Annotated in this window: 12 protein-coding genes; 4 read left to right on the top strand and 8 right to left on the bottom strand. The window is 60.9% G+C overall.

Annotated features, from left to right (window positions below; all coding sequences use genetic code 11):
• Positions 1-101: 101 nt before the first annotated feature.
• Both AC3WMV_RS07740 and AC3WMV_RS07745 read right to left on the bottom strand, forming a co-directional pair.
• Positions 102-650 (bottom strand): sugar ABC transporter ATPase, encoded by a 549-nt coding sequence (locus AC3WMV_RS07740; protein ID WP_096795528.1) that lies wholly within the window; start codon positions 648-650, stop codon positions 102-104.
• Between the two features lie 144 nt (positions 651-794).
• Positions 795-1,568, bottom strand: a complete 774-nt coding sequence (locus tag AC3WMV_RS07745) for a sulfite exporter TauE/SafE family protein (protein WP_027612125.1) — start codon at positions 1,566-1,568, stop codon at positions 795-797.
• Positions 1,569-1,668: 100 nt separating this feature from the next.
• Here AC3WMV_RS07745 and AC3WMV_RS07750 point away from each other — a divergent pair, with 100 nt between their 5' ends.
• The 4 genes from AC3WMV_RS07750 to leuA all read left to right on the top strand — a co-directional run bounded on the left by AC3WMV_RS07750 (position 1,669) and on the right by leuA (position 7,049).
• Positions 1,669-2,598 carry a LysR family transcriptional regulator gene (locus AC3WMV_RS07750; protein ID WP_103367346.1) on the top strand — a complete coding sequence of 310 codons (930 nt, stop codon included), beginning with the start codon at positions 1,669-1,671 and terminating at the stop codon, positions 2,596-2,598.
• A 99-nt stretch (positions 2,599-2,697) separates the two neighbouring features.
• Positions 2,698-4,077: an exodeoxyribonuclease VII large subunit gene (xseA, locus tag AC3WMV_RS07755; RefSeq protein ID WP_103367345.1), complete on the top strand. Its 1,380-nt coding sequence runs from the start codon at positions 2,698-2,700 to the stop codon at positions 4,075-4,077.
• Positions 4,078-4,080: 3 nt separating this feature from the next.
• Complete coding sequence (locus tag AC3WMV_RS07760) at positions 4,081-4,905, top strand: peptidoglycan DD-metalloendopeptidase family protein (RefSeq protein ID WP_096795524.1); 825 nt, start codon at positions 4,081-4,083, stop codon at positions 4,903-4,905.
• A gap of 464 nt (positions 4,906-5,369) precedes the next feature.
• Complete coding sequence (gene leuA, locus AC3WMV_RS07765; protein ID WP_027612129.1) at positions 5,370-7,049, top strand: 2-isopropylmalate synthase; 1,680 nt, start codon at positions 5,370-5,372, stop codon at positions 7,047-7,049.
• A 176-nt stretch (positions 7,050-7,225) separates the two neighbouring features.
• Here the strand turns inward: leuA and AC3WMV_RS07770 are convergent, their stop codons facing one another.
• From AC3WMV_RS07770 to hisS, 6 genes are all read right to left on the bottom strand, one after another.
• The gene (locus tag AC3WMV_RS07770; protein ID WP_103367344.1) at positions 7,226-8,017 is read right to left on the bottom strand and encodes an amidohydrolase; all 792 of its coding nucleotides are present in this window, start codon (positions 8,015-8,017) and stop codon (positions 7,226-7,228) included.
• Entirely contained in the window at positions 8,005-9,153 is a 1,149-nt protein-coding gene (locus AC3WMV_RS07775) for a pyridoxal phosphate-dependent aminotransferase (protein ID WP_027612131.1), read from the bottom strand. Before AC3WMV_RS07775 ends, AC3WMV_RS07770 begins: the two co-directional genes overlap by 13 nt.
• 237 nt (positions 9,154-9,390) lie before the next feature.
• Entirely contained in the window at positions 9,391-10,863 is a 1,473-nt protein-coding gene (gene der, locus AC3WMV_RS07780) for a ribosome biogenesis GTPase Der (protein ID WP_027612132.1), read from the bottom strand.
• 211 nt (positions 10,864-11,074) lie between these two features.
• Complete coding sequence (gene bamB / locus AC3WMV_RS07785) at positions 11,075-12,226, bottom strand: outer membrane protein assembly factor BamB (protein ID WP_027612133.1); 1,152 nt, start codon at positions 12,224-12,226, stop codon at positions 11,075-11,077.
• Complete coding sequence (locus AC3WMV_RS07790; protein WP_007964436.1) at positions 12,219-12,860, bottom strand: tetratricopeptide repeat protein; 642 nt, start codon at positions 12,858-12,860, stop codon at positions 12,219-12,221. The genes bamB and AC3WMV_RS07790 overlap by 8 nt, the downstream gene beginning before the upstream one ends.
• A gap of 41 nt (positions 12,861-12,901) precedes the next feature.
• Positions 12,902-14,191, bottom strand: coding sequence for a histidine--tRNA ligase (hisS, locus tag AC3WMV_RS07795; protein ID WP_027612134.1), 1,290 nt, complete (start codon positions 14,189-14,191; stop codon positions 12,902-12,904).
• Between the last annotated feature and the right edge of the window lie 23 nt (positions 14,192-14,214).

Genomic DNA, 14,214 nt, shown 5'->3' on the forward strand with positions numbered 1-14,214 from the left:
GCGGGAAAATGGAAGCGCGCCATTATAGTCAGACACCCCCTGCTGTTCAATGTAAAACTCAGCTTAATATCAATGTTGCTGATGTACGGAGACCCCCGCTGCTACAGCTCCACCTTGACCCAAGAGACAGGTTGATCGAGCCAATCGGCAAACTCATCGATAAAGCTCTGCTTGAACCCGGCTTCCAGCCAGTTGTTGAAGATGAAGCCGAGGTTGGAAAACGCACATTCCTGCAAGAACAGAAAGCCGTTGATGTCGTCTTCATGCCCGCATTCCGGGCAGGTAAAGTTGTCGGTGCGGCCTGGAAACCAGTCTTCCAGGCTTTCGAACAGCGCTTCGCCGACTTCGCGGCGGCACTCGGCGCACCCGGCTTCTTCGAGAAAGCCCTTGGCCGGCGTGTAGATGCAGCGCTTGACGATGATCTCCAGTCCATTGACCGGCTCACCGAAGGGCAGCGCCTCGGGGTGCAGCACCACCGCACGCGCGCCGTCGGCAATCGCATGGGCCATGCGATTGCCGGTGCGGCCGCAAGTGGTCAGCTGTTCTTCGATGATGTTCTTGCGCACCAGCCAGCGCACGATCGCCCGCGCCCGGGGTTCGTGGACCGGCAGGGTGGAGATTTTCGGGACGATGATGCTTTGCGAATTCATGGAAAGTCCTGCGGTATGGCTTCTGACGCCTTCGCGAGCAAGCCCGCTCCCACAGGGATATGCATTCCAATGTGGGAGCGGGCTTGCCCGCGAAGGGGCCCTAAAGGCCGGCAGCTTAATCCCTGACGAAATCCGGTCAAGTGCTCACGCCATACTAATAATGTAGCGTCCGATCAACGCAATCCCGCTCGCCAGCACCAGCCAGGTCACCAATCGCACAAACGCCTCGCGCGACAACTTCATGGTCAAACGCCGCCCGATCCACAGGCCCAGCACCATGGCCGGCAACAGACACAGCGCCAACATCAACAAGGGTAGCTCGGCATACACCCCGGCGATGGCGAACAGACTCAAACGCACCACCGTGCTACAACTGATCAGCGCACTTTGCGTAGCCCGCGCCGCGTCCTTGGGCAGGCGGCTGTTGAGATAGATCGCATATAGAAAGCCGCCACTGCCAAACAGCGCGCCAAACAGCCCGCCTACCGTGCCCATCGGTAGCGCCCATGCGGCAGACAACTGCGTCGGCCGGGTTTTCACCCACAGGCTGTAAACCGCATAAGTGCTGATGAATAACCCCATCAACAGCAGCAACAGGTCGGATTTGAGGTTGAGCAGGAAAATCACCCCCAACGTGCACCCCACCGCCATGCACGGCAGCAGCCGCAACAACTCAGGCTTCGCCACATCCCGGCGCGAGGGCAGCAGATTGCCGAACGCCGCGACAAAATCCAGCAGCACCAGCAGCGGCACGATTTTCGACAGCGGCATGAACAGAATCAGAATCGGCCCCGCGACCAGTGCGGTACCGAACCCGGCAATCCCGAACACGATATAGGCCAGTGCGATTCCCAGTCCGATCACCACCCAGCCGCCCGCGCCCCATGTCCATTCACTCAACAACCCCGCCACGCTCATCGGTCCGCTTCCTTTATAAGCCTGTGATGACTTTAGCCAGCGCCATGCCTTGCGACTAATATGATCAAAGTCACTCACTCATCTCGAAAAGGCATACCTGGTGCTTTCGACCCGTCAACTGCGCTACTTCGTGGAAATCGCCGAATGTGGCAGCTTCAGTGCGGCGGCTGAACGCCTGTTCATCGCGCAGTCGGCGCTGAGCCGGCAGATCAAGGACATGGAAACCCGCCTGCAAACCCCGCTGTTCGAACGCACCGCACGCCAGCCCCGGCTCACGGCGGCGGGTGAAGCGTTTCTGCCGCGGGCCAGAAACCTGCTCAATGAACTGAGCAAAGCCAGCGCGATGGCGACCGAAGTTGGTAACGGACAACTGGGCACGCTGCGCCTGAGTCATTCCAGCACCGTGTCGATCAACGGGCATTTATTACGTCGGATCAGCACTTATCTCGATCAGCAGCAGGGCGTGTCGCTGGACATCGGCAAGCTGTCCTCCGAGGCGCAGCTTGAGGAACTCGCGGAAGGACGCCTGGACATTGGCCTGTTGCGCCTGCCGGTGCTGCGTCAGCGTGAAGGTATTCAGGTGGTGCCATTGTTCACCGAACGCTTGCTTCTGGCGGTGCCGAACGATCATCGCCTGGCCGATTCAGCCGCTGTCGAATTGGCGCAACTGAAGGACGAGCCGTTTATCTCGATCCCGCATCCGCAGCGTGGCGGGCTCAGCTATTTGTGTGCCGACCTGTGTATGCGTCAGGGCTTTTTTCCCAAAGCGGCGCGGGTGATGTCGCGTAAGACTACGCAGTTGCAGTTGATCCAGGCTGGATTCGGCATCGCCCTGCTGCCCGAATCAATGCAGGACATCGCCCCCGGCGGTGTACGATTTCTGCCGCTGAGCGATCCCGATTGCCAAAGCACCGTGGCCCTCGCCTATCGCCAGAACCCCACGCCACTGGTTCAACACTTCATCAATATGTTCACAAAACCCTGTGGGAGCGGGCTTGCTCGCGAAAGCGGCGTGTCAGTCGAAACTTGATTTGCCTGCCACACCGCTTTCGCGAGCAAGCCCGCTCCCACAATTGGTTTTGTGTTGGGTCATGGTGATCGACAGGCAAATGCCCTTAAACTGCGCCCCATGATTAAAGATCCCTTTGCAAGACTTGGCCTGGACCGTGAAGTCCTGACCGTCAGCCAGCTCAACGGCCGCGCGCGGGTGTTGCTCGAAGACGTGTTCAGCAACATCTGGGTCGAAGGCGAAATCTCCAACCTCGCCCGCCCGGCGTCCGGCCATGTGTATTTCACCCTCAAGGACAGCGGTGCGCAGGTGCGTTGCGCGCTGTTCCGCAATAATGCGGCGCGGGTGCGTCAGGCGTTGAAGGACGGTCTGGCCGTGAAGGTGCGCGGCAAGGTCTCGCTGTTCGAAGGGCGCGGCGACTATCAGCTGATTCTCGATACCGTGGAGCCGGCCGGTGACGGCGCGCTGCGCCTGGCCTTCGATGCGCTGAAGGAAAAGCTCAGCGCCGAAGGTCTGTTCAGTGCCGAACGCAAAGTGCCGTTGCCGGCGCATCCGCAACGCATCGGCATCATCAGTTCACCGACCGGCGCGGTGATTCGCGACATCATCAGCGTGTTCCGCCGCCGGGCGCCGCAGGTGCAACTGACGCTGATCCCGACTGCCGTGCAGGGCCGTGAAGCCACCGCGCAAATCGTCCGCGCCCTGAAACTGGCCGACGCCCGTGGTTTCGACGCACTGATCCTCGCCCGTGGCGGTGGTTCGCTGGAAGACCTCTGGTGCTTCAACGAAGAAGCCGTGGCTCGCGCGGTCGATGCCTGCGTGACGCCGATTGTCAGCGCCGTCGGGCATGAAACCGACGTGTCGATCAGTGACTTCGTGGCTGACGTGCGCGCCCCAACGCCCTCCGCCGCCGCCGAACTGCTGGCCCCGGATTCGAGCCACCTGATCCGTCAGGTCGAAAGTCTGCACCGGCGTCTGGTGATGCGCATGCGCGACCGGCTGATGCGCGATCGTCTGCGCCTGGAAGGCATGGCCCGCCGCCTGCGTCATCCCGGCGAACGCCTGCGCCAGCAAGCGCAACGCCTGGATGACCTGGACATGCGCATGCGCCGGGCTTTCGAGCGTCAGCTCAATACCCGCCGCGAGCGTTTGATCCGTCTGGAAACCCGCCTCGCCGGGCAACACCCGGGACGCCAACTGGCGATGCTGCGCCAGCGCCTCGACAGCCTCGCCGAACGCCTGCCGCGAGCCATGCGCGAAGGCCTGAAAAGCCGTCGCCTGCAACTGCACAGCCAGATGCAGACGCTGCATGTGGTCAGTCCGCTGGCGACCCTCGGCCGTGGCTACAGCATTCTGCTCGATGAGCGCGGGCACGCCATTCGCAACGCCGCGCAGACCCACACCGGCCAACGCCTGAAGGCCAGACTGGGCGAAGGCGAACTGCAAGTGCGCGTCGAGGACAATCACCTGACGCCTGTCACCCTCTCTTTACTGGACTGATCCATGCCGCGCTTTTTTGCTCCGTTATTGTTGCTGTGCCTGACCTCCTTCAACGCCCACGCCGACAGCTACATCACCCGTTTGCTGAACAAACCGGTGCCGGGCGGCGTCGCGGTGGTCGATCTGGGCAGCGCCGCGCAGGCACCAAAAGCCACCTATCAGGGCAAACCGGTGCTGGTGGTGAAAGAACAGAACAACTGGCTGGCGATTGTCGGCGTGCCGCTGACGGTCAAACCCGGCAGCCAGCAGATCAGCAGCGGCGGGCGCAATCTGCCGTTCACTGTTGGCACCAAGAAATACCCGGAACAGCACATCACCCTGAAGAACACTCAACAGGTCAATCCGAACCCGGCCAACCTCAAGCGCATCGAGGGTGAACTGGCCGAGCAGATCAAGGCCTACCGCAGCTTCAGTCCGAATACCCCGAGCAACCTGCTGCTGGACAAACCGGTCAACGGACCATTGTCGAGCAAGTTCGGTGTGCGCCGCTTCTTCAATGGTGAAGAGCGCAACCCACACGCCGGCCTCGATTTTGCGGTGCCGGCCGGCACGCCGATCAAGACTCCGGCGGCGGGCAAAGTGATTCTGACCGGCAACTACTTCTTCAACGGCAACACGGTGTTTGTCGATCACGGACAGGGCTTTATCAGCATGTTCTGCCACATGTCGAAAATCGACGTGAAGGTCGGCGATCAACTGGCCCGTGGCGCGGTAGTTGGCAAGGTCGGCTCGACCGGCCGGGCGACCGGGCCGCACATGCACTGGAACATCAGCTTGAACGATGCGCGGGTGGATCCGGCGATTTTCATTGGTGCGTTCCAACCGTAATTCCTGATTGAGGCTACCGGCCCCTTCGGGAGCAAGCCCCCTCCCACACTGGATTTGTGTTGTGAACACGATCAACTGTGGGAGCGGGCTTGCTCGCGAAGGCGGCCCATCCCACACCGCAAATACTGCTCACACCCCACCAGTTTCAATTGCGCCCCAATCCAACCCCGCGCAAACATCAATAAGATCATCCGCCTGAAGCACAATAAAATCGCGCAAATCCGCGCTTTTCGAGTATTCCTCTCAATTTTTTTCGACTGCTTGCCATCCTCTCCCCTCGCGGTTAGGGTTGAAGGCATGAAAACCTCTCACACCCTTATTCAGCTTCGCCAGCACCGTAGTTTGTGCCTCGTCAGCGCACGACTGCCGGGCTGAATCGCTGCGCCTCGTCCCACGCTGTTCCCCGAACATTCGTTCCACCGGCAGGCCGCCTCTTTTCGGCCCAGACAATAAGGAATTTCCCGATGAGCATGCTCAAAGACCCGTCTTCGAAATACCGCGCGTTCCCCGTCATCAATCTGCCGGATCGCACCTGGCCGTCGAAAACCATCGACGCCGCGCCGATCTGGTGCAGCTCCGACCTGCGTGACGGCAACCAGTCGCTGATCGAGCCGATGGACGCGGTGAAGAAGCTGCGCTTCTGGAAAACCCTCGTTCAGGTGGGTGTGAAGGAAATCGAAGCCTCGTTCCCGGCCGCTTCGCAAACCGACTTCGACTTCGTGCGTACCCTGATCGAAGAAGGCCACATCCCGGACGACACCACCATTCAGGTGCTGACCCAGGGCCGTGAAGACCTGATCGAGCGCACCTTCGAATCCCTGCGCGGGGCGAAGAAAGCCATCGTTCACCTGTACAACGCCACCTCGCCGTCCTTTCGTCGCATCGTCTTCAACCAGGACAAGGACGGCATCAAGGCGATCGCGGTCAACGCTGCCAAGCTGTTCGTCAAATACGCGGCGATGCAGCCGGACACCGAGTGGACTTTCGAATACTCCCCGGAAACCTTCAGCGCCACCGAGCTGGAGTTCGCCAAGGAAGTCTGTGACGCGGTGATCGAGGTCTGGAATCCGACGCCTGAGCACAAGATGATCCTCAACCTGCCGGCCACCGTCGAATGCGCAACTCCGAACGTCTACGCCGACCAGATCGAATGGTTCGGCCGCAACATCAACCGTCGTGACAGCGTGATCATCAGCCTGCACACCCACAACGACCGTGGCACCGGCGTCGCCGCCACCGAGTTGGGCCTGATGGCCGGCGCGGATCGCGTCGAAGGCTGCCTGTTCGGCAACGGCGAGCGCACCGGTAACGTCGACCTCGTCACCGTAGCCCTGAACATGTACACCCAAGGCGTTGACCCTGAGCTGGACTTCTCCGACATCGACGGCGTGCGCAAAGTCGTCGAAGAGTGCAACCAGATCCAGGTACACCCGCGTCACCCGTACGTCGGCGACCTGGTCCACACCGCATTCTCCGGCTCGCACCAGGACGCGATCCGCAAGGGCTTCGCCCAGCAGAAACCGGACACCCTGTGGGAAGTCCCGTACTTGCCGATCGACCCGGCCGACATTGGCCGCAGCTACGAGGCGGTGATTCGTGTAAACAGCCAGTCGGGCAAGGGCGGCATCGCCTACCTGCTGGAGCAGGAATACGGCATCAGCTTGCCGCGTCGCATGCAGATCGAGTTCAGCCAGGTGGTGCAGCGTGAAACCGATCGCCTCGGCCTGGAGATGACCGCCAAGCAGATCCACTCGCTGTTGATCAGCGAATACCTGCAAGCCAACACCCCGTACGCGCTGGTCAGCCATCGCCTGCAGGAAGAAAACGGCAACAGTGCCGTCGAAGTGGAAGTGGCGAGCAAGGGTCAGGGCGAAACCAACCTGCACTGGCGCGGCAAGGGCAACGGTGCGCTGGAAGCACTGGTGGCCGGTCTGCCGATTCCGGTGGAGATCATGGACTACAACGAACACGCGATCGGCGCGGGCACCAATGCCAAGGCCGCCGCGTACATCGAGCTGCGCGTGAATGGCGAGCGTGCGGTGCACGGCGTGGGTATCGATGAAAACATCACTACCGCCAGCTTCAAGGCGCTGTTCAGTGCGCTGAACCGCTCGTTGAGCCAGCCTGAGGCGAAAGCGGCTTAAGCATTCGCTGACATGCAAAAGGCCCCGGAATGTAAGTTCCGGGGCCTTTTTTTGCCTGATGCTTTTTTACTGACTTTTATGGCCCCTTCGCGAGCAGGCTCGCTCCCACATTTAGAGTGCATTTCCCTGTGGGAGCGAGCCTGCTCGCGAAGGCGTCCTGACAGGCGCTGCGAGTATCAGGTGAACTCGAAGGTATCTGCATCCAGATTGGCCGGAAAGCGCTCCCGATACGCCGCCAATGACGCGGCCTCCAGCACAACCTTGAACACGCCGTCGGCCTCCCCCGCCGCCAGCAATGTCTCGCCCTGGAAATCCAGCACCTGACTGTCGCCGGTATAGGCAAAGCCCTTGCCGTCGGTGCCGATCCGGTTCACTGCCGCCACGTAGCACAGGTTTTCAATCGCCCGCGCCGGCAACAAGCGGTTCCAGTGCAGACGCCGCGCACCCGGCCAGTTGGCGGTGTACAGCAGCAGATCGGTGTCCTGCGCGTCGCGACTCCACACCGGGAAGCGCAAGTCGTAGCAAATCAGCGGCCGGATGCGCCAGCCCTTGAGTTCGAACTGCACCTGGCGCTCGCCGGGGGTGTAGTGGTTGTGCTCACCGGCCATGCGGAACAGGTGGCGCTTGTCGTAATGCCAGACTTCGCCGTCCGGGCGTGCCCACAGCAGGCGATTGCGATGGCTGCCGTCCGCCGCCTGAATGATCACGCTGCCGGTGATCACCGCATTCAGTTTCGCGGCCTGCGCCTTCATCCACTTGCTGGTCGGGCCATGCTCGGCTTCGGCGAGGGTTTCCGACTCCATGGAGAAGCCAGTGGTGAACATCTCCGGCAGGATGATCAGGTCCGCGCCCCGGGCCTGCTCCAGCAGCACCTCGAAGTGCTCGAGGTTGGCCTGACGGTCATGCCAGGCCAGGCTGGTCTGGATCAGCGCCAGATGGAGATCGGGCAATGCACTCAGATCACGCATAGTTTTGCCGCTGCTTCGCGCAGCGTCTCCTCGCGTTTGGCAAAGCACAGGCGCACCAGGCGCTGGCCTTCGGGTGGATTCTGATAGAACACCGACACCGGAATGCTCGCCACGCCGTGTTCGCGAGTCATCCAGATCGCCATGTCGACGTCGTTCAAGTCAGGACGGATCTGCGAGTAGTCGACCAACTGGAAATACGTGCCGGTGACGCGGGTAAAGGTGAAGCGTGACGGCGCCAGCAAATCGCAGAACAGGTCGCGCTTGGCCTGATAGAAACCCGGAAGCTCTTCGACGTGTTCCGGGTGCTCGGCCATGTAATCGGCCAGGGCATATTGCAGCGGCGTGACACCGCAGAAACTGACGTACTGGTGCACTTTGCGCAGCTCGGCGGTCAGCGCCGGGGGCGCAACCACGTAACCGGTTTTCCAGCCGGTGACGTGGTAGGTCTTGCCGAACGAGCTGACCACGAAGGCGCGCTGATACAGCTCTTCGTGAGCCAACACACTGACATGCGGCACGCCGTCGAACACCAAGTGTTCGTACACCTCGTCGCTGATCAGATAGATGTCGCGACCACGGATCAACTCCGCCAGTTGATCCAGTTCGGCACGGCTGATCAGTGCACCGCTCGGGTTGTGCGGTGTGTTGATGACGATCATTTTCGTGCGCGGGCTGAGGGCCGCGGCGAGCTTGTCGAAATCGATGGAGAAATCGTGCGGGTTCAGTTGCACATGCACGCAGCGGCCGCCCGCCAACTGCGTCGCCGGTTCATAGCTGTCGTAGCACGGGTCGAACACGATGACTTCGTCACCGCTGTGGATAACCGCCTGAATCGCACAGAAGATCGCCTGGGTCGCACCTGGCGTCACGGTCACTTCGCTGTCGGCATCGACTTTCACGCCATAGCTGCGCGCGATTTTCGCCGCGATTTGCTCGCGCAGCGCCGGCAGGCCGGTCATCGGTGAATACTGGTTATGGCCGCTGGCGATATGCCGACCGACCGCGTCACGCAGGGACTGCGGGCCGTCGAAATCAGGAAAACCCTGGGACAGGTTGATCGCTCCGGTCTGCGCCGCGAGCTGAGACATCTGCGTGAAAATAGTGATGCCGACATTCGGCAGCTTACTGGTGATCATCGAGGGGTTCCCTGCTCTACACCCGGCTCTGACGGCGGCGCGGGAGAGCCCGAGAATAGCCCATCCGGCGCCCATAAAAAAAGGGCGCCCAACTGAGCACCCTTCTTTCATTTATAGCGCAGCAACCTTGTGGCGAGGGGATTCATCCCCGATCGGCTGCGAAGCAGTCGCAAACCCTATGACAGGTATTTGGGGTCGCTTCGCAACCCGTCGGGGATAAATCCCCTCACCACAGGATCACTTTTTGTCGCGGCGTTTCTTGCTGGCTTTCTTGTTGTGCGACATCAAGCGACGCTTCTTGTTGACCTGGCGGTCGGTCAGCGTGTTCTTGTTGCCTTCGTACGGGTTCTCGCCACCTTTGAACTCGATGCGGATCGGCGTACCGACCAGCTTCAGCACACGGCGGTAAGTGTTCTCCAGATAGCGCACATACGACTTCGGCACTTTCTCGATCTGGTTACCGTGGATCACGATGATCGGCGGGTTCGCACCACCCAGGTGAGCGTAACGCAGCTTGATCCGGCGGCTGTTGACCATCGGCGGCTGGTGCTCGCTGACCGCGTCTTCGAGAATCTGCGTCAGGCGGCTGGTCGGCCAGCGGGTAACCGCAGACTTGAACGAGTTCTGCACCGAGGCGTAGAGGTTGCCCACGCCAGTGCCGTGCAGCGCCGAGATGAAGTGAATATCGGCGAAGTCGACGAAGAACAGCCGACGCTGCAGCTCGACCTTCACAAAGTCGCGCTCGCTCGGGGTCATGCCGTCCCATTTGTTGATTGCGATCACCAGCGCACGGCCGGCTTCGAGGGCAAAGCCCAGCAGGTTGAGGTCGTGATCGACCACACCTTCGCGGGCGTCCATCACGAAGATCACCACGTTGGCGTCTTTGATCGCCTGCAGGGTTTTGACCACGGAGAATTTTTCGACTTCTTCGTGGATCTTGCCGCGCTTGCGCACACCGGCGGTGTCGATCAGCGTGTATTTCTCGTCGTTACGCTCGAACGGGATGTAGATACTGTCGCGGGTGGTGCCGGGCTGGTCGTAGACGATGACCCGGTCTTCACCGAGCATGCGGTTGACCAGAGTCGACTTGCCGACGTTCGGACGGCCGATGATGGCGATCTTGATCCCGTCTTTTTCGCTCGGGCCAGGAATGCGCTTGGCTTCCTCACCCTCGGCGACGATCTCTTCCTCTTCGCCTTCCGCCGGTTCGTCATCATCACGCGGGAAATCGCTCAGTGCCGCTTCCAGCAGTTGAGTGATACCACGGCCGTGAGCACCGGCGATCGGGATCGCGTGGCCCATGCCCAGCGGGGCAAATTCAGCGCGGGCCATTTCCGGGTCGATGTTGTCGACCTTGTTGGCAACCACGTGGGAACGCTTGTTACGCTTGCGCAAGTGTTCGGCGATCATCTGGTCGGCGGCGGTGAAACCGGCCTTGGCATCTACCAGGAACAGCACAACATCCGCTTCTTCAATGGCCAGCAGCGACTGCTCGGCCATTTTTTCGTCCATACCGTGTTCGTCACCGGAGATACCGCCGGTGTCGATCAGAATGTAGGAACGCCCTTGCCACTTGGCCTCACCGTACTGGCGATCACGGGTCAGACCGGACAAGTCGCCGACGATGGCGTCGCGAGTCCTGGTCAGGCGGTTGAACAAGGTGGATTTGCCGACGTTCGGTCGGCCCACCAGGGCGATTACGGGAACCATGCGGCTCTCCACTTCGTTATTTCAGAAAATACAAAAGCCGCTGCGAGGCAGCGGCTGGTGCTCGGGGCAACACTGTGGGAGCGGGTTTGCTCGCGAAAAACCGTAGCAGCACCGCGTTTAATCAGGCTGTACGCGTCTTCGTTGAGGCCTTCGCGAGCAAGCCCGCTCCCACAAATGAAGCTGCCTGGGGCGTTAACCCCAAGCATAGTTGTTACTTGATGGTCAGGGCTTCCAGTTTGCCGCTGTTGCCATACACATAGATCGTGTTGCCCACCACCAGCGGACGGGCACGCAGGCCGTCACTGTCGATACGCTCACGACCCACAAAACGACCGTCCACCTGGCTCAACAGGTGCAGGTAACCTTCCAGGTCACCGACGGCTACGTAGCTGGAGAACACTTCCGGAGCCGACAGTTGGCGGCGAGCCAGCGAGTCGTTGCTCCACAGTGCAGTTGTCGAACGCTCGTCAACGCCTTCAACGGTGCCCGAAGACAGGCTCACGTAGACGTTGCCGAAACCTTGAGCGACACCGGCATAGCTCGACGCATCGCGCTGCCAGAGCTGGCGACCGCTTTGCAGATCGAGTGCCGCGACGCGGCCCTGATAGCTGGCTACGTACAGCGTTTCGCCGGACAGCAGCAGACCGCCGTCGATGTCGACCACGCGCTCCAGTTCCGAACGACCGGTTGGAATCGCAACGCGCTGCTCCCAGACCGGCACACCGTTGGAAATGTCCAGGGCGACCACTTTACCGGTCGACAGGCCAGCCACCGCGAGGCGGTTGGTCACGACGGGGGCGCTGGTGCCGCGCAGGGTCAGGACCGCAGGGGTGCTGTCGTAGGTCCAGCGACGGTCGCCGGTAGCAGCGTCCAGACCGATCAGACGATCGTCCTGAGTCTGTACCACGACAACGTCACCGTTGTTGGCCGGCGGAGCGAGGACTTCGCTGGAAACCCGGGCGCGCCACTTCTCTTCGCCGTTGATGGCGTCGAGGGCAACGATTTCACCTTTGAGGGTACCGATCGTGACCAGACCGTAACCTACGCCAACGGCGCCGGAGACAGGCAGTTCAAGATCCTTTTTCCACTTCACGTCGCCATTGCTGCGATCCATGGCCATCAGCACGCCGGTCACATCGGCCGCGTAGATGGTGTCACCATCGATCGCCGGCACCAGCATGTTGTAGGTTTCGCCCTGACCGTCACCGATCGAACGGCTCCACTGCTTTTGCAGAACCACTTCTTCTTTGAAGTCGGTCAGCTCGGCCGGTGGCAGTTCTTTTTTGCTGTTGCTGCTGCAACCCGCGGCCAGAATGGCCAGAGCCAGCAATGCTGCATGCTTCCAACGGATCACGTCACGCATCCCCTTTGGCCAGGTCGTCGAGCTTGATTTGAAGGCCACCGACTGCCGCTTCATCCGACAGTGCCGCCTTGGCTTTTTGATACGCGGTGTTCGCCTCGTCGGTACGACCCAACTGAACCAGCAGATCACCCTTGAGTTCTTCGCGAGTGGCCAGGAACGCCTTGTCGGCATCGCCGTCGAGCAGCTTCAGGGCTTCATCGGCCTTGTTCTGCGCACCCAGCACCTGCGCCAGACGCTGACGGGCGATTTCGCCCAGCGCCGGGTTGGCCGGTTTGGCAACGATGGCTTTGAGTTCAGTCGCAGCGTCGTCCAGCTTGCCGCTGTCGACCGCTACTTTGGCCACGAACAGGCTGCCGTACTGCGCGTACGCGGTGCCGCCGAATTCGCTGTTGAGCTTGCCGGCCAGATCCGCAACGCGGGCAGCGTCAGGCTTGCCGTCCGGGGTCAGCGTGGTTTCCAGCAGTTGCTGATAGAGCACCGAGGCGCCTTGCGACTGGTTGCTCTGATACTTGTGAAAAGCCTGCCAGCCGAACACGATGACCAGCGCCAACAGGCCGCCAGTGACCAGAGGTTTGCCGTTGCGTGTCCACCAGTCCTTCAAATCCGCCAACTGTTCGTCTTCGGTACTCGACACCCCAATACTCCTTAATCGCTAAATCGGCTGTTTAGACAGCTTCAACCCTGCACGACGCAGGTGGCCAGGTGAGCGGCAAGCGCATCCCAGGCAATGCTTTGTTGTTCGCCCTGGCCACGCAGGGGTTTGAAACCTACCACTTGCTGGGCCATTTCGTCGTCACCCAGGATCAGTGCATACAGTGCACCGCTCTTGTCGGCTTTCTTGAACTGGCTTTTGAAGCTGCCGGCGCCGGCATTGACTTGCAGACGCAGGTTTGGAAGCTGGTCACGCACACGCTCGGCCAGGGCCAGACCGGCCAGTTCGGCCTCCTCGCCAAAGGCGCAGAGGTAAACGTCGACCTGACGGGAGATTTCTTCCGGGATCTGCTCCAGGGTTTCGAGCATCAACACCAGACGCTCGATGCCCATGGCGAAACCCACGCCGGTAGTCGGCTTGCCGCCCATCTGCTCGACCAGACCGTCGTAACGACCGCCCGCGCAGACCGTGCCCTGAGCGCCGAGCTTGTCGGTGACCCATTCGAATACGGTTTTGCTGTAGTAATCGAGGCCGCGCACCAGTTTCGGGTTGAGCACGTACGGGATGCCGACCGCGTCCAGACGCGCCTTTAGACCTTCGAAGTGCGCACGGGATTCGTCGTCCAGGTAGTCGGCCATCTTCGGCGCATCGACCAATACCGCCTGAGTGTCGGCATTTTTGGTGTCGAGCACGCGCAGCGGGTTGGTTTTCAGGCGACGCTGGCTGTCTTCGTCGAGCTTGTCGTGGTGCGCCGAGAGGTACTCGACCAGCGCTTCACGATAGCGACCACGGGACTCGCTGGTGCCCAGGCTGTTGAGTTCGAGCTTGACCGCATCACGGATGCCCAGCTCGCCCCACAGGCGCCAGGTCATGATGATCAGTTCGGCGTCGATGTCCGGACCGTCGAGGTTGAACACCTCCAGACCGATCTGGTGGAACTGGCGATAACGGCCTTTCTGCGGACGCTCGTGGCGGAACATCGGGCCGATGTACCAGAGTTTCTGCACCTGACCACCGCCGGTGATGCCGTGCTCCAGCACTGCACGCACGCACGCCGCGGTGCCTTCCGGACGCAGGGTCAGGGAGTCGCCGTTGCGATCTTCGAAGGTGTACATCTCTTTTTCGACGATGTCGGTCACTTCACCGATCGAGCGTTTGAACAGCTCGGTGAATTCGACGATTGGCATGCGGATCTGCTTGTAACCGTAGTTATCCAGCAGACGCGCGACAGTGCCCTCGAAATAACGCCACAGCGGGGTCTGTTCGGGCAGGATGTCGTTCATGCCACGAATGGCTTGCAGAGACTTGCTCACTTTAAATCCTTAAATTCATTCGG

The organism is Pseudomonas sp. FW305-3-2-15-E-TSA4, assembly GCF_058787295.1.

What these genes read in the sequence shown, in the direction of transcription:
- AC3WMV_RS07760 (WP_096795524.1), top strand. Translation starts at nt 4,081, where the DNA reads ATGCCGCGCTTTTTTGCTCCGTTATTGTTGCTGTGCCTGACCTCCTTC.
- xseA (WP_103367345.1), top strand. Translation starts at nt 2,698, where the DNA reads ATGATTAAAGATCCCTTTGCAAGACTTGGCCTGGACCGTGAAGTCCTG.
- AC3WMV_RS07740 (WP_096795528.1), bottom strand. Translation starts at nt 650, where the DNA reads ATGAATTCGCAAAGCATCATCGTCCCGAAAATCTCCACCCTGCCGGTC.
- bamB (WP_027612133.1), bottom strand. Translation starts at nt 12,226, where the DNA reads ATGCGTGACGTGATCCGTTGGAAGCATGCAGCATTGCTGGCTCTGGCC.
- leuA (WP_027612129.1), top strand. Translation starts at nt 5,370, where the DNA reads ATGAGCATGCTCAAAGACCCGTCTTCGAAATACCGCGCGTTCCCCGTC.
- AC3WMV_RS07770 (WP_103367344.1), bottom strand. Translation starts at nt 8,017, where the DNA reads ATGCGTGATCTGAGTGCATTGCCCGATCTCCATCTGGCGCTGATCCAG.
- der (WP_027612132.1), bottom strand. Translation starts at nt 10,863, where the DNA reads ATGGTTCCCGTAATCGCCCTGGTGGGCCGACCGAACGTCGGCAAATCC.
- AC3WMV_RS07775 (WP_027612131.1), bottom strand. Translation starts at nt 9,153, where the DNA reads ATGATCACCAGTAAGCTGCCGAATGTCGGCATCACTATTTTCACGCAG.
- AC3WMV_RS07745 (WP_027612125.1), bottom strand. Translation starts at nt 1,568, where the DNA reads ATGAGCGTGGCGGGGTTGTTGAGTGAATGGACATGGGGCGCGGGCGGC.